The 13,255-nt window shown below is 64.3% G+C and carries 13 protein-coding genes; 5 read left to right on the top strand and 8 right to left on the bottom strand.

The window, feature by feature from the left end; translation table 11 throughout:
- The first annotated feature begins 145 nt into the window (after positions 1-145).
- The gene (locus O3301_RS16335) at positions 146-1,756 is read left to right on the top strand and encodes a M28 family peptidase (RefSeq protein ID WP_305056874.1); all 1,611 of its coding nucleotides are present in this window, start codon (positions 146-148) and stop codon (positions 1,754-1,756) included.
- Positions 1,757-1,802: 46 nt separating this feature from the next.
- Here the strand turns inward: O3301_RS16335 and O3301_RS16330 are convergent, their stop codons facing one another.
- Both O3301_RS16330 and O3301_RS16325 read right to left on the bottom strand, forming a co-directional pair.
- Positions 1,803-3,023 (bottom strand): MFS transporter, encoded by a 1,221-nt coding sequence (locus O3301_RS16330; RefSeq protein ID WP_305056873.1) that lies wholly within the window; start codon positions 3,021-3,023, stop codon positions 1,803-1,805.
- Between the two features lie 210 nt (positions 3,024-3,233).
- A complete protein-coding gene (locus tag O3301_RS16325) occupies positions 3,234-4,232 on the bottom strand; it encodes an LLM class flavin-dependent oxidoreductase (RefSeq protein WP_305056872.1) in 999 nt (332 codons plus the stop codon).
- A 214-nt stretch (positions 4,233-4,446) separates the two neighbouring features.
- On the opposite strand from O3301_RS16325, the gene O3301_RS16320 reads away from it, so the two are divergent.
- Together O3301_RS16320 and O3301_RS16315 are read left to right on the top strand one after the other, a co-directional pair.
- Entirely contained in the window at positions 4,447-5,952 is a 1,506-nt protein-coding gene (locus O3301_RS16320; protein ID WP_305056871.1) for a dipeptidase, read from the top strand.
- Positions 5,953-6,146: 194 nt separating this feature from the next.
- Positions 6,147-7,274, top strand: coding sequence for a M24 family metallopeptidase (locus O3301_RS16315; RefSeq protein WP_099665235.1), 1,128 nt, complete (start codon positions 6,147-6,149; stop codon positions 7,272-7,274).
- Between the two features lie 140 nt (positions 7,275-7,414).
- Here O3301_RS16315 and O3301_RS16310 read toward each other — a convergent pair whose 3' ends face one another.
- The gene (locus O3301_RS16310; RefSeq protein ID WP_305056870.1) at positions 7,415-7,903 is read right to left on the bottom strand and encodes a hypothetical protein; all 489 of its coding nucleotides are present in this window, start codon (positions 7,901-7,903) and stop codon (positions 7,415-7,417) included.
- A 220-nt stretch (positions 7,904-8,123) separates the two neighbouring features.
- Between O3301_RS16310 and O3301_RS16305 the strand changes: the two genes are divergently transcribed.
- Positions 8,124-8,402, top strand: coding sequence for a hypothetical protein (locus tag O3301_RS16305; protein WP_143451371.1), 279 nt, complete (start codon positions 8,124-8,126; stop codon positions 8,400-8,402).
- A 21-nt stretch (positions 8,403-8,423) separates the two neighbouring features.
- Here O3301_RS16305 and O3301_RS16300 read toward each other — a convergent pair whose 3' ends face one another.
- The 5 genes from O3301_RS16300 to O3301_RS16280 form a co-directional block, all read right to left on the bottom strand.
- Entirely contained in the window at positions 8,424-8,849 is a 426-nt protein-coding gene (locus tag O3301_RS16300) for a VanZ family protein (protein ID WP_305056869.1), read from the bottom strand.
- A gap of 550 nt (positions 8,850-9,399) precedes the next feature.
- Positions 9,400-10,164 carry an SDR family NAD(P)-dependent oxidoreductase gene (locus tag O3301_RS16295; RefSeq protein WP_099665232.1) on the bottom strand — a complete coding sequence of 255 codons (765 nt, stop codon included), beginning with the start codon at positions 10,162-10,164 and terminating at the stop codon, positions 9,400-9,402.
- Between the two features lie 87 nt (positions 10,165-10,251).
- Positions 10,252-10,773, bottom strand: a complete 522-nt coding sequence (locus O3301_RS16290) for a TPM domain-containing protein (protein WP_251349873.1) — start codon at positions 10,771-10,773, stop codon at positions 10,252-10,254.
- On the bottom strand, positions 10,773-11,612 hold the full coding sequence (locus tag O3301_RS16285; protein ID WP_251349874.1) for a YgcG family protein: 840 nt from the start codon (positions 11,610-11,612) through the stop codon (positions 10,773-10,775). Before O3301_RS16285 ends, O3301_RS16290 begins: the two co-directional genes overlap by 1 nt.
- Position 11,613: 1 nt before the next feature.
- A complete protein-coding gene (locus O3301_RS16280) occupies positions 11,614-12,228 on the bottom strand; it encodes a LemA family protein (protein ID WP_034759964.1) in 615 nt (204 codons plus the stop codon).
- A 167-nt stretch (positions 12,229-12,395) separates the two neighbouring features.
- Here O3301_RS16280 and pyrF point away from each other — a divergent pair, with 167 nt between their 5' ends.
- A complete protein-coding gene (gene pyrF / locus O3301_RS16275) occupies positions 12,396-13,220 on the top strand; it encodes an orotidine-5'-phosphate decarboxylase (protein ID WP_077400487.1) in 825 nt (274 codons plus the stop codon).
- The last annotated feature ends 35 nt before the right edge of the window (positions 13,221-13,255 follow it).

The raw sequence follows: 13,255 nt of genomic DNA, 5'->3' as shown, positions 1-13,255 counted from the left end.
GGTCTGACACAGCTTCCATCGCCCATCCCCGCCCTTGCCGCGGGGATTTTTTTCGTCCGCATTTTGATCCATCTTTCCCCATGGCATACAATCGCCGGCTCGGCCTTCCGCCGGACCGCTTTCCTCCTCTTACCCAAAGGATATTATGCAGAAGCTGTTTTCTTCCCTCGCCTTGACTGCGCTGGCGTTTTCCGCCCACGCCGCCAGCGGTTTGCCCATCGTGCAGGAAGCGCCCCTGCGCGCCCACCTGGCCTTCCTGTCCAACGATTTATTGGAAGGCCGGGGCACGGGCCAGCGCGGCGCCGACCTGACGGTGGCTTACCTGGAAACCCAGGCGCAGATGGCCGGGCTGCAACCCGTGCGCGGCAACAGCTACCGCCAGAGCGTGCAAATTGCCGGCGTGAAATCCTTGCCGCAAGAGAGCAGCCTGCAAGCCGTGGCGGGCGGCAAGGCCGTGCCGCTGGCGTTCGGCCCGGACTGGGTCTGGGCCACGGGCGACTCCGTTGCCGCGCATACCTTCGATGCGCCGCTCGTGTTCGTCGGCTACGGCATCACGGCGCCGGAAGAAGGCTGGAACGATTTCAAGGGTGTCGATGTCAAAAACAAGATCGTCGTCATGATGGTCAACGACCCGCAGCCGACCGCGCTTGATCCGAACCGCTTCGCCGGCAAGGCGCTGACCTATTACGGCCGCTGGACGTATAAATTCGAGGAAGCCAGGCGCCAGGGCGCCGCGGGCGTATTGCTGATCCACACGAAACCGTCGGCCTCGTATGACTGGAGCGTGGTGCAGAACAGCTGGAGCGGCAGCGAGCGCTTCCAATTGGCGGACCGCACTGCCGGCACGCCGCTGCAGGGCTGGATCGCGGAAGACGCGGCGCGCCGTCTGTTTGCGGCCGGTGGACAGGATCTGGACGCCTTGCGCGCGCAGGCGGAAAACAAGGACTTCAAGGCCGTCGCGCTGAACGCCAAACTGTCGGGCGAGATGAAATCGGCCGTGCGCAAGGTGGAGCAATTCAATATCGCCGGCATGGTGCCGGGCACCGACCCGAAACTGAAGGATGAAGCCGTCATCTACAGCGGCCACTGGGACCACCTCGGCAAGCAAGGTGAAACGGGCGACACAATCTACAACGGCGCCGTCGACAACGCTTCGGGCACGGCCGGCTTGCTGGCCATGGCGCAGGAAGCCGTCAAGCAACCCGCGAAGCGCACGCAGATTTTCCTGTGGGTGGCGGCCGAGGAGCAAGGGTTATTGGGCAGCGCCGCCTACGCGGCCGACCCGCTGTGGCCTTTGAGCAAGACGGCGGCCGCGCTGAACCTCGACAGCTTGAATTTCGTGGGCGCCACGCGCGACATCGGCGCGCAGGGCAGCGAGCGCACGGAATTGGGCGCGATCGCCGCCACGGTGGCCAAAGCCATGGGCATGCACATCGCGGCAGCCCGCCCCGACTTGGCCGGCGGTTATTTCCGCAGCGACCATTTCAGTTTTGCCAAGGCGGGCGTGCCCGCGTTTTCCATCAATGGCGGACGCGAGTACATCAAGGACGTGGAAGCGTCGAAAGCCAAGGCGGCCGCCTACGGCCCCCGCTACCATCAAGTCACGGATGAGTACGATGCCAGTTGGGATTTGTCCGGCATGACGCAGCAGGCGCAGTTCACCCTGAACCTGGGGCAAGCCGTGGCAAATGGCGCGAAGATGCCGGCCTGGAAGGCGGGCGATGCGTTCGGCAAGGCGCGCGCGCCAGCGAAATAGGGACGTAAAAAAACCGCTCGGCCGAGCGGTTTTTTTTCGCGCTGGTTCAGGTGGCGCTTGCCCGTTCCAGCCTGCGCTGCGTGTGGCGATACTTGCTCCACACCAGCAGCATCAGCAGCGGCATGGCGCCGCCCACCATGCACAGGGCGGGCCAGCCGCCGGCGGCAAAGCTGGCGCTGGCCAGGGCCGAACCGGCCGAGGCGCCGATGAAGCCGCCCGCGATGAAGACGGTGGTGACCCTTGCCCGCGCATGCGGCGCCAGTTTATAGATGATGGATTGGTGCGTTACTTGCAGGCCCATCACGCCCATGTCCAGCAGGACGATGCCGATCAACAACAGCACCAGCGAATGGGCGCCAAAGCCGATCAAGGCCCAGCCCGCGATCGAGGCGACAGCCAGCAGCCAGGTGGCCTGGCGCGCGTAGCCGCGGTCGGCCATGCGGCCCGCCGTGTTCGCGGCAAAGGCGCCCGTGGCGCCGGCCAGGCCGAACAGGCCGATCTGCATTTCCGAGTAGTGATATGGCGCGCCGCTGAGCAAGAAGGTCAGCCCTGTCCAGAACACGCTGAAGGTGCCCAGACCCAGGCCCGAGAACAGGGCGCGCTGGCGCAGCAGCGGTTCCTGGCGGATGATGTCGGCCAGCGAGGCCATCAATTTTCCGTATTGCAGCTTGCCGCGTGGCGCTTCATTGGGCAGGATGCGGCGCAGCATGACGAGCAGGGCGGCCACGACGAGGGCGGCCAGCACGTAGACGGTGCGCCAGCCGCCGCTGATCTGCGACACCGTGCCGGACACGGTACGCGCCAGCAAGATGCCCAGCAACAAGCCCGTCATGACGGTGCCCACCATGCGGCCCCGGCTGTGATCCGGCGCATACGACGCCACCATGGCCGTGACGACCATCAATGCGCTGGACGTGATCCCCATCAAGACGCTGGCGATGGCAAAGACGATAATATTCTGGCTGGTAGCGGCCAACAGCAGGGCGCCGATCTTGGCGATCAGCATCCACGTCAGCAACTGGCGGCGGTTCAGCACGTCGCTGAGGGGTACGAGGAACACGATGCCCAGCACGTAGCCGATCTGCGTGGCCGTGACCAGGTAACCGGCTTGTGGCACGCTGACGCCAAACGAAGCGGCCAGCATGGACGTGAGCGGCTGCACGTAATACAGGCTGGCGACGAGCACGCCGGCGGACAGGGCGAACAACAGGATGCGGGTGGAGCTCAGCAGGGTGCTGGCATCGACGGAAGAGCTTGCAGATTTCATGCGGTACAGCTTTCTTGGAATAATGCTTTTGGATGAGCATGATAGCGGGGCTGCACATTTCCTGCCGGACCGGGGCGATTTTGCGGCAGGGGTAGGCAAGACGGCAGACAAAACGGCAGCTAAACACGCCAGGCAAAAAAATCCCGGCGATCGTTGCTGACGGCCGGGAAAAGGGTATAGGGGGATATACCGAGGGAGGAAAACGTTCAGTTACTGTTGCCGGGCCAGCTCCGCATGCACCTGCGCCGTGATTTCATACGAGCGCAGCCGGTGCTGGTGGTCGAAGATCTGCGAAGTGATCATCAGCTCGTCGGCGCCCGTTTCGGCGATGAAGGCGGCCATCTTCACCTTGACGGTGTCCGGCGCGCCGATGGCCGTGCATGACAGGACGGAATCGAGCATGGCGCGTTCCTGCGGACCCAATTGCTCCAGGTAACCGGGCACAGGGGGCTGCAGGCGCGACGGGCGGCCCGTGCGCAGGTTGACGAACGCTTGCTGCATCGACGTGGCGCGCAGGTGCGCTTGCTCATCCGTGTCGGCGGCAAACACGTTAAAGCCCAGCATCACGTATGGTTTCGCCAATTGTTTTGACGGCTTGAAGTGTTCGCGGTAATACGCCACGGCTTGCATCATCATCTGCGGCGCGAAGTGCGAGGCGAATGCGTACGGCAAGCCAAGGTGGGCGGCCAGCTGGGCGCCGAACAGGCTGGACCCGAGTATCCACACGGGCACTTTCGCGCCCTTGCCGGGTACGGCCAGCACGCGCTGGCGCGGCTCGTCGGACATGTAGTCGATCAATTCCAGCACGTCTTGCGGAAACTGTTCCGCATCGGATTGCAGGTCGCGGCGCAGGGCGCGCGCCGTCGTCTGGTCGGAGCCGGGCGCGCGGCCCAGGCCCAGGTCGATGCGGCCTGGATGCAGCGCTTCCAGGGTGCCGAACTGTTCCGCGATGACCAGCGGCGAGTGGTTCGGCAGCATCACGCCGCCCGCACCCACGCGGATGCTGGTCGTGCCGGCCGCCACATGGGCGATCACGACGGCCGTGGCGGCGCTGGCGATGCCGGGCATGCCGTGGTGTTCGGCCAGCCAGTAGCGGTTGTAGCCCCAGCGTTCGCCGTGCTGCGCCAGGTCGAGCGTGTTCTTGAACGACTGGCTGGCGTCGCTGCCTTCGGCGATGGGGGCCAGGTCGAGTATGGAAAATGGAGTCATGGTAGCGATATCGGGACGTGGTGGAAAATCACAATGGACGATTTGTCTATCCCCTGACCACAGTAGGGTCGGCCTTGGAAGCGGCAGGGATGACAGGCTGTGCACATGATAATGCGAATCGGGAATTTGCGTACTGATCGGTAAAAAACTCGTATCGATTGGAAATCGGTGCGGGCGATGCTAGAGTTGGCCTCCCCACTTTATGCGCCCCGCCATGTTCAAGAAACCCATCCTGCTGACTTTGATGAGCCTGCTGCTGCAGCCCTCCGTTCACGCCGCGCCCGTCAGCCAGCAGGCGCAGGACACGGCCCGCTACGCGCTGGCCACCTATCCGGAACCGCTGATCGCCAGCCTGGCGAAGATGATCAGCTACAACACGGTGGCCGACCCGGCCGTGCCCTTTGCCGACAATCCACAGCACACGGGCTTCAAGCGCTACCTGGCGGCCGAGGCGCAGCGCCTGGGATTCGATTTCCAGGATCACGGCCACGTGCTCATCATCGGCATGGGCAGCGGCAGCGAACGGGTGGGCGTGATCACGCATGGCGACGTGCAGCCTGTGAACCCCGCGAAATGGGCCCGTTCGCCGTTCGAGCTGGACCGCAGCAGCGAACCGGGCAAGCTGCTGGGACGGGGCACGGAAGACGACAAGGGGCCCATCGCCACGGCCCTGTACGCGATGAAAGCCATCCAGGACAAGCAGGTGCCGCTGAGCAAGCGCATCGAGCTGTACGTGTACATGGCCGAGGAATCGGACTGGGAACCGCTGAAACAGTTCCTGAAAACCCATACGCCGCCGCAGGTCAACATCACCATCGATGCGGAATACCCGGTGGTGACGGCCGAGAAGGGCTACGGTTCCATCAAGCTGACCCTGCCGCCGCGCACGGCCTTGCCGGCCAAGGGCGGACCCGTGCTGGCGAAGCTGGCGGGCGGCTTTTTCGGCAGCCAGATCCCGGAAGACGCACAAGCCGTGATCGACCACGCGCCGGCCGCGCTGGAAGCGGCCATCCGCGCCCGCGCGCAGGGCCAGCAGGGCGTGCGCTACAGCTACGCGCGCACTGGCGATACCTTGACGGTAACGGCGCTGGGCGTGTCGGCCCACTCGTCGAAGCCGGAAGACGGCGTCAACGCCATCAGCATGCTGGCCGACGCGCTGGCCGTGCAGCCCTGGCAAGGCACGCAGGCGGCCGACATGCTGTCGTTCTTGAATGAACTGGTGGGCACCGGCATCTACGGCGAGCGCTTCGGCCAGATCGCTTACCGCGACGGCTTCATGGGTCCGATGACGGTAGCGCCCACCGTGCTCAAGCAAGATGGCGGCGCGCTGGAACTGAACATCAACCTGCGCCGTCCGCAAGGCAAGACGGCGGCCGTGCTGCAGCAACAGGTGACGGCCGCCTTCGATGGCTGGAAGGCGTGGCGCCAGGTACCCGCTACCCTGCAGGTGCAGATCGGCGAACCGTGGCTGCAGACGGACGCGCCGCAGATTCCCACCCTGCTGTCCGTGTTCGGGCACTACACGGGCATCGCGCATCCGCAACCGGTCGCCATCGGCGGCGGCACCAATTCGCGCCTGTTCCCGAACGCCGTCAGCTTCGGTCCGGCCATGCCGCACACCGTGTACACGGGGCATTCCGAACACGAGTTCATCACGGAAAAACAGCTGCTGCTGAATCTGCAGATGTACACGGCTGTCCTGATCGAGCTGGCGAAATAGCGGCTTGCAAAAACAGAGGGAAGTCATAGACTGCAAGCCTGAGACGCATCCGGGCACTGAACTTTTGATGGGGGCGCCGGTCTTACGTTTCCATGTAGGAAGGGAGCAGCTATGCATGCACAACAGGAGACCCGGCTGGTGCCAGGCAGGGCAGGTGGCGTGGCGCCGCGCCGGCGCCCGCACGAGGGGCGGTCATGAACTGGCCGCTGGAACTGGAAGTGGCGCACAAGCTGGCGCAGATGCGGGGCTGGCTGGAAGACCAGCGTGCTGGCGCCGTGCGCCTGCGCGGCGGGGACTGGTTTGCGTGGGCCACGGCGGGCGCGTCGAACAGCCACTACCATACGGCCGAGTGCGGCTGCGCGGAAGTGCTGGTGACGCGCGACGCCGCCTATATCTTGACGGACGAAGCCGAAGCCATGCGCATGCGCGAGGAAGAAGTGCGCGGGCCATGGACGTGGCAAGTGTCGCCCTGGATGCAGCCGCAGCTGTATGAATTGCGCGAGCATTTCGTGCAGCATGCGGCCGGGGGCGCGCCGGTCCTGTCCGACCGGCCGGGCTTGCACGAACGCAGCCTGCCCGTAGCTTTGCGCGAAGAGCGTCTGGTGCTGCTGGAATCGGAACAGCTGCGCTACCGGCAGGTGGGGCAGCTGGCTGCCCGCGCGGCCGCGGATGCGTTGCGCCAGGCCCGCCCCGACTGGAGCGAGCTGGAACTGGCTGCCGCCTGCGCGCGCGCGTTGTGGCTGCGGGGCTTGCAGGCCGTGCACGTGCTGGTCAGCGGGGCGGAGCGTCAACAGCGGTATCGTCGCGCACCGCCAGCCCAGGTGGAGCTGGGCCCGCAAGCCGTGCTGGCCCTGTGTGCGCGGCGTTTCGGCCTGTGCGCTAGCCTCAGCCGTCAACGGCGCTTCGGCCCGGCGCAGCATCGCGCCGATGGCGCGGCGGTGGTCATGGACGATGCCGATGCGGCCATGCTGGCGCTGGAAGCGGTGGCGCTCGATGCTTGCGAAACGGGCCATGCGCTGAGCATGGTGTATCACGCGCTCGACAGCGCCTACGCGTATGCAGGCCAGCCCGACACGGTACGCACCAGCCGGCAGGGCGGCATCCACGGCTACCTGGCCCCCGAAGTGGCGGCCGGCGCGCACACGGAAATCATCCTCAAGCGGGGCATGGCGCTGGCCTTCCACCCCAGCCTGCCCGGCAGTACGGTGGAAGACACGTTTTTGCTCGACGGCAGCCAATTGCACAACCTGACGCATGACCCGGCCTGGCCTTCGGCCCTGGTGCAGGGGCGCAGCCGGCCGCTGACCCTGGCCTTGGCTTGAAAATGATAAATGCGTGGCAATTGTGTGCCAAAGGCGTATCAAGTGCGTGCCAAGTACGTGCCAAATACGTGCCAAGTGGCGGCCAGGCGTGGAGGAAATCGGCCAGCGCCGGCCAGCGTTGATACCGATCAATATACCGATCAATAGCGCTGCATCACGCCTTTTTGCACGCTGACCTTGTCGCCGATCTGGAAGGCGGGCTGGGTGTTTTGCACAAAGGTGCGCGTCGTGCCATCGTCCAGGCGCAAGGTGACGCGGTACAGCATGTTGCCCGCCGCCCCCGAAGTGCTGCCGGCCGTGCCCGACGTACCCGCCTGCATGTCGCCACTGCCTTGGTCCATGCTGCGCGGCACGGTTTCTATCGACTGCACCGTGGCCGAGCTGATGTTCATCGTGGACTGGTTCGCGTCGTTGCGCATGTCGCTGCTGATGCTGCTCTGGGCGTTGCTCGTATCGGCGGCCGTGCTGCTGGCGGTGCTGGCCGTGCTGCTTTGCGGCGTCGTGCCGGCCGGCGCGGCATAGGTTTCGCCGCTATTGCTGCGCGCCAGACTGGTCTTGTCCGTGGAATGGCAGGCTGCCAGCAAGGCGCATGTCAGGCCGGTCAGCAGCAGGGTGGTTTTTGATCTCATCTTGGTCTCCTCATGGTCGCACACTCAGGATCGGCACCCGCGGTGATGCGGATGGCGGCGATTGCTGCATGTAAGAGCATGGCGGAACAGGGATGTTCGGCGGCCGTCATTGTCGATTGAGCTAGATCAAGTGTCTAATTGCCGTGCTTGGTATAAACGATGCTGGCAATTACCACTTCGTGCGGCTGCACGTTTCCTCACTGTTCAATCGGGAGAAAAAATGTCATCTGGCCCTACAGCAAAACTGATCGATGAATTGGTGCTGGCCATCGGCGGCACTGCGCACGATGTCCGTGCGCGCCATGTGCTGGCCCAGGCCTTGCATGGTCTGGTGCGGCTGGCGCGCTCGGAACAGTTGCTGGAGATGCAGCGCGATACGGCACGCGCCATGGGGGCCGGCAGCCGGCGCGAGACGCGCGCCCTGATGCGGCGCCTGGGCAAGCGGGGCCAGGGACAGTTGCGGCTGGCATTGCAGGATAGCGAAGCGGACCGCGCCTGACGGGCGCGAGCCATCCCCCGTTCAGGCTTCGGGCAGCGGCGCGTGCTTGCCAAGGGCGGCGGCGACCATTTTCGGCCACAGGAAATACAGCGGCAGGCAGACTGCTGCCGCAGCCGTGACATCGACCACCCAGTCGCTGACGGCGCCATGGCGGTAGGGCAGGAAACTCTGGATGAATTCGTCCAGCGCGCCCATGGTCGCCACCATCAGCACCGACAGCAGTGCCCGGCGCGCCATGCCGCCGCCCGTGCCGCTGAACAGGATCAGGGCCAGCACGCCATAACCGAAGGAATGCAGCACGCCGCCCGACGCATACTGGCCCACGTCCGCGCGCACGCCGGGAATATCGCCGATCAGGATCACCAGCACATATAGCACCAGCGCGGTGCGGTAGCGCAGGCGTTCGTAGCGGTCGGCAAAACACAGTTCGGGCAAAGGTGCAGGCATGAGGCGTCAGGACAGGTGGAAAGGACGCCACAATATCATGGGCAGGGCGGGCCACCGTGTTTTTGCGCAAGAGCTTGCTGGACAGGCAAAAAAAAAGGCCCGCGGGGGCGCGGGCCAAAAACCCAAATGAAATGGGTCAAGAGTTGAGAGTTGCTCGGTACTTACCATGTCGCGCGCCTTGCGGGCGCCCGCCACGGTCATGAAAGGGGAGTGGTGTGCCATCGCGGCACACCTGTCTGTAGTCAGGCATATCGGTTGCCTGTACAGCAGATGAAGCAAGTATAGGGGGCGAACATGACGGCCTGATGACACGCCGCAACATTTTTTTGCGGCAGCGCAAATTGTCGGAAAGAGTGTGGAGCATGGCAAGAATAGCCATGTTTCAAGACTGATAGCGAAAAAAAAGCCCGCTGGTGAAAGCGGGCTTAAAACTATTTTCTTGGAGGAGAATAGTGGAGACAGGTGCATTATGCTGCGTTGCACGATATGTGTCTAATGATCTTTTCGGATAACCATTATTCTTTTTTGATATAACTTGCCGCGCCTGCCTTCATTCCTTCACGGCCACCGTGTAATTGAGCGCCATGCGCCCGCCATCGACATAGATGGTCTGGCCCGTCATGTAGGTGGCGTCGTCGCTGGCCAGGAAGGCGGCGATGCCGGCCACTTCTTCCGGTTCGCCGCAGCGGCCCAGCGGCGTGCGCGACAAAATCGTGTGGCGCGCTTCCGGACTCGACAGCACCGCCTGCTTGGCCAGTTCCGTCAGGATGGTGCCCGGCCCGATGCCGTTGACGCGCACGCCGTGCGAGGCCAGGTTCAGGGCCATGACCTTGGTCAGCTGGTTGATGGCGCCCTTCGACACCACGTACGGCACCTGGTTCGGAATGGCCAGTTCCGCGTTCACGCTGGACATGTTGATGATGCAGCCGCTGTTGCGCTTGACCATTTCGCGCGCCACGGCCTGGCCGCACAGGAACATCGATTTCAGGTTGATGCGCATGACCCGGTCGAAATCGTCTTCGCAGACGTCGAGGAAATCGGCCGCGTGCGTGACGCCCGCATTGTTGACGAGGATATCGATGTGGCCGAACTGCGCCAGGGTTTCCTTCAGCATGGCGTCCACGTCCGCCTTCTGGCTGACGTCGGCGCAAAAGAAGCGCGCCTGCGGGCCGAGGGCGGCGGCCGCTTGCGCGCCTTCTTCCTTGATGTCGACCAGCATCACTTGCGCCCCTTCGGCGATCAGGCGGGTGGCGCAAGCCAGGCCGATGCCTTGCGTGGCGCCCGTGACGATGGCGGTTTTATTGACTAATTTCATGTGTGCTCCTCGGCGGGGTATGGGGGCCGCGCTGCCAGGAACACCAGCCCGCGCGGCAATGGGCAGATTTTAATCCCTGGGCAGGAATCAGAGGAGGATGGGCTCGTTCGGCAACTGGTTGCCGCGCGTGCCGTTGGCGGGGAAGTGGCTTTGCAGCAGGGTATTGAGCTGCGCCAGCGCTTCCAGGGTGCTGTCGTGGTAATTGCCATCCTTGAACCCTTTGGTCATGGTGCGGCACACGGCTTGCCACTGTTCCGGCGTGACGCGGCGGCCCACGTTGCGGTCGGCCACGATATCGACCTGGTGTTCGGCCAGGTTGATATAGATCAGCACGCCGACGTTGTCTTCCGTATCCCACACGCCATACTGGGCGAACAGTTCGCGCGCCCGCTCGCGGTTGCTCACGCCCTGGTACGCCATGCCCGGCGTCAGGGCCGCTTCGACGATCAGGCGCACTTCCGCCTGGTGCATCGCTTCACCGCCGGCGATGGCCGTCTCGATGGCTTTCAGGGTGCGTTCCGGAAAGGCGTGGCGCGCCGTCGCTGGCGTGCCCCGCAAATGTTTCAATGCCCGTCCGCAGCGTTGTCCGAATGTCAGTTGTTTCGTCATTACCAATCTCCCGAGGCGCCGCCGCCGTCAAAACCGCCGCCGCCGCCACCGAAACCACCGCCGCCACTGCTGCCACCGCCAAAACCACCACCGCCGCCGCCGAAGCCGCCGCCGCCGCGGTTGTTCAGCGCCTGGCTGAGGATGCTGCCCAGCACGACGCCCGTGGCGCCGCTGGACCAGTTGCTGCCGCGCTGCAGGCGCGTCGGTCCGCCGCGCGAGCGGAACAGGGTCAGCACGACGAGGAAGCCGAAGAACAGCAGCGGCAGCCAAAAGGTCATGCCGCCCGCTTCCACGGTGGCTGGCGCCTTCTGCTGCGCCGCAGCGGGGAATTGCTCCTGGTTCAGCAGGGTGGCAATCGACCCCACGCCGGCCACCAGGCCGCCGTAATAATCGTTTTGCTTGAAATGGGGGGCGATCACGTCTTGCAGGATGCGTTTCGATTGCGCATCCGTCAGCACGCCCTGCACGCCGCGGCCCGCCTCGATGCGCAGGCGGCGCAGGGACGAGGGGTTGTCCTTCGCCACCATCAGCAGCACGCCGTCATCGACGCCCTTGCGGCCCAGCTTCCAGGCATCCGTCACGCGGATGCTGTATTGCTCGATGGCTTCCGGTTCCGTGCTCTTGACCAGCAGCACGGCGATCTGGCTGCCCGTCTTGGCTTCGTAATCGGCCAGCACGCCTTCCAGCGCCGCCTTTTGCTTGGCGTCCAGCATGCCGGCGTTGTCCGTCACGCGTGCGGCCAGCGGCGGCACGGGCTGCAAGCCCTGTGCGCCGGCTGGCGGCATCGTCCACAGCAGCAGCGCCGTCGCCAGCGCCGCGAGATAGGACCAGGCTTTCATCTTATTTGCCAAAGTTGACGGTCGGTGCGGTCGAGATGGCTTTTTCATTTTCCACCGTGAACGATGGCTTGACCTTGTAGCCGAAGACCATGGCCGTCAGGTTGTTCGGGAAGCTGCGCGCATGCACGTTGTAATCCTGCACGGCGACGATGTAACGCTGGCGCGCCACGGTGATGCGGTTTTCCGTGCCTTCCAGCTGCGACTGCAAGTCGCGGAAGCTGGTGTCGGCTTTCAAGTCCGGGTATTTCTCGGACACCACCATCAGGCGCGACAGGGCCGACGACAGCTGGCCCTGCACTTGCTGGAATTTTTCGAACGCGGCCGGGTCGTTCAGCACTTCTGGCGTGATCTGGAAACTGGTGGCGGCGGCGCGCGCCTTGGTCACCGCTTCCAGCGTTTCGCGCTCGTGCGTGGCATAGCCCTTGACGGTATTGACCAGGTTGGGGATCAGGTCGGCGCGGCGCTGGTACTGGTTGACCACTTCGCCCCAGGCGGCCTTGGTGGCTTCATCCTTGCTCTGGAAGTCGTTGTAGCCGCAGCCCGTCAGGATGCCGGCCAGGACGGTGACGCTCAGCGCCAGGCGCAGCCATTTGGTGAATTGATTGGTGATTTGCATGATGGGTTCCGTGCAGAGTAAGGGAGGTGAGGCAAATATACCTGAAACGGCCCGTAATGTCGGTTTAATAAGCGCCGGCCGCCGGCCCCGACCGCCTTGTGACGCCGTGGCAAGCCTGCGCCGCGTTACAATACGGGGTTTGCAACTGAATATAGAGAAGGTGTGCCGTGAATTTCATCAATAAATTATCCGCCGCGTGGACGGCCAATAATTCCCTGCTGTGCGTGGGCCTGGACCCCGACCTGGCGAAACTGCCGGCCGAACTGCGCGACCTGCCTGATGGAATCACCACCTTTTGCACGCGCATCATCGATGCCACGGCCGACCTGGCTTGCGCCTTCAAGCCGCAGATCGCGTATTTTGCCGCGCTGGGCGCGGAAAAGCAGCTGGAAGACATTTGCCGCTACGTGCGCGAGAATTATCCGCACATCCCCCTGATCCTCGACGCGAAACGGGGCGACATCGGCGCGACAGCCACGCAGTACGCGCGCGAAGCGTTCGAGCGCTACGGCGCCGACGCCGTCACCGTGAACCCGTACATGGGCGAGGATTCGCTCGATCCCTACCTGGCGTGGAAAGACCGCGGCGTGATCATCCTGTGCCGCACGTCGAACCCGGGCGGCTCGGACCTGCAATTCCTGAATACGGACGGCGAACCGCTGTACCAGCGCGTGGCGCGCCTGGTGGCCGAAAAGTGGAATAAAAACGGCCAGTGCGCGCTCGTCGTCGGCGCCACCTTCCCTGAAGAACTGGCGCAGGTGCGCGCCATCGTCGGCGACATGCCGCTGCTGGTGCCGGGCATCGGCGCCCAGGGCGGCGACATCGCCGCCACCGTCGGTGCGGGCCAGACGGCGAACGGCATGGGCATGATGATCAGCTCGTCGCGCGCCATCATCTACGCCACGCCGCAGGCGGGCGAAGACTTCGCCGACGCGGCGCGCCGCGTGGCCATTGAAACGCGCGATGCCATCAACGCGCACCGTTCGGTTTAAGTCGCATGCATAAAAAATGCCGGGCTAGCCCGGCA

Origin of the sequence: Janthinobacterium sp. SUN211 (genome assembly GCF_030587315.1) — a bacterium.
Classification (GTDB): Bacteria; Pseudomonadota; Gammaproteobacteria; order Burkholderiales; family Burkholderiaceae_D; genus Janthinobacterium; species Janthinobacterium kumbetense.
The sequence above is the reverse complement of the archived record's forward strand: the minus strand, read 5'-3'. Positions and strand labels throughout refer to the sequence as shown.

Bases quoted from the DNA above. Each gene is read 5' to 3' on its own strand.
- O3301_RS16285 (WP_251349874.1), bottom strand. From the start codon at position 11,612: ATGAAAGCCTGGTCCTATCTCGCGGCGCTGGCGACGGCGCTGCTGCTG.
- O3301_RS16300 (WP_305056869.1), bottom strand. From the start codon at position 8,849: ATGCCTGCACCTTTGCCCGAACTGTGTTTTGCCGACCGCTACGAACGC.
- O3301_RS16320 (WP_305056871.1), top strand. From the start codon at position 4,447: ATGTTCAAGAAACCCATCCTGCTGACTTTGATGAGCCTGCTGCTGCAG.
- O3301_RS16295 (WP_099665232.1), bottom strand. From the start codon at position 10,164: ATGAAATTAGTCAATAAAACCGCCATCGTCACGGGCGCCACGCAAGGC.
- O3301_RS16290 (WP_251349873.1), bottom strand. From the start codon at position 10,773: ATGACGAAACAACTGACATTCGGACAACGCTGCGGACGGGCATTGAAA.
- O3301_RS16325 (WP_305056872.1), bottom strand. From the start codon at position 4,232: ATGACTCCATTTTCCATACTCGACCTGGCCCCCATCGCCGAAGGCAGC.
- O3301_RS16310 (WP_305056870.1), bottom strand. From the start codon at position 7,903: ATGAGATCAAAAACCACCCTGCTGCTGACCGGCCTGACATGCGCCTTG.
- O3301_RS16315 (WP_099665235.1), top strand. From the start codon at position 6,147: ATGAACTGGCCGCTGGAACTGGAAGTGGCGCACAAGCTGGCGCAGATG.
- O3301_RS16330 (WP_305056873.1), bottom strand. From the start codon at position 3,023: ATGAAATCTGCAAGCTCTTCCGTCGATGCCAGCACCCTGCTGAGCTCC.
- O3301_RS16335 (WP_305056874.1), top strand. From the start codon at position 146: ATGCAGAAGCTGTTTTCTTCCCTCGCCTTGACTGCGCTGGCGTTTTCC.
- O3301_RS16280 (WP_034759964.1), bottom strand. From the start codon at position 12,228: ATGCAAATCACCAATCAATTCACCAAATGGCTGCGCCTGGCGCTGAGC.
- O3301_RS16305 (WP_143451371.1), top strand. From the start codon at position 8,124: ATGTCATCTGGCCCTACAGCAAAACTGATCGATGAATTGGTGCTGGCC.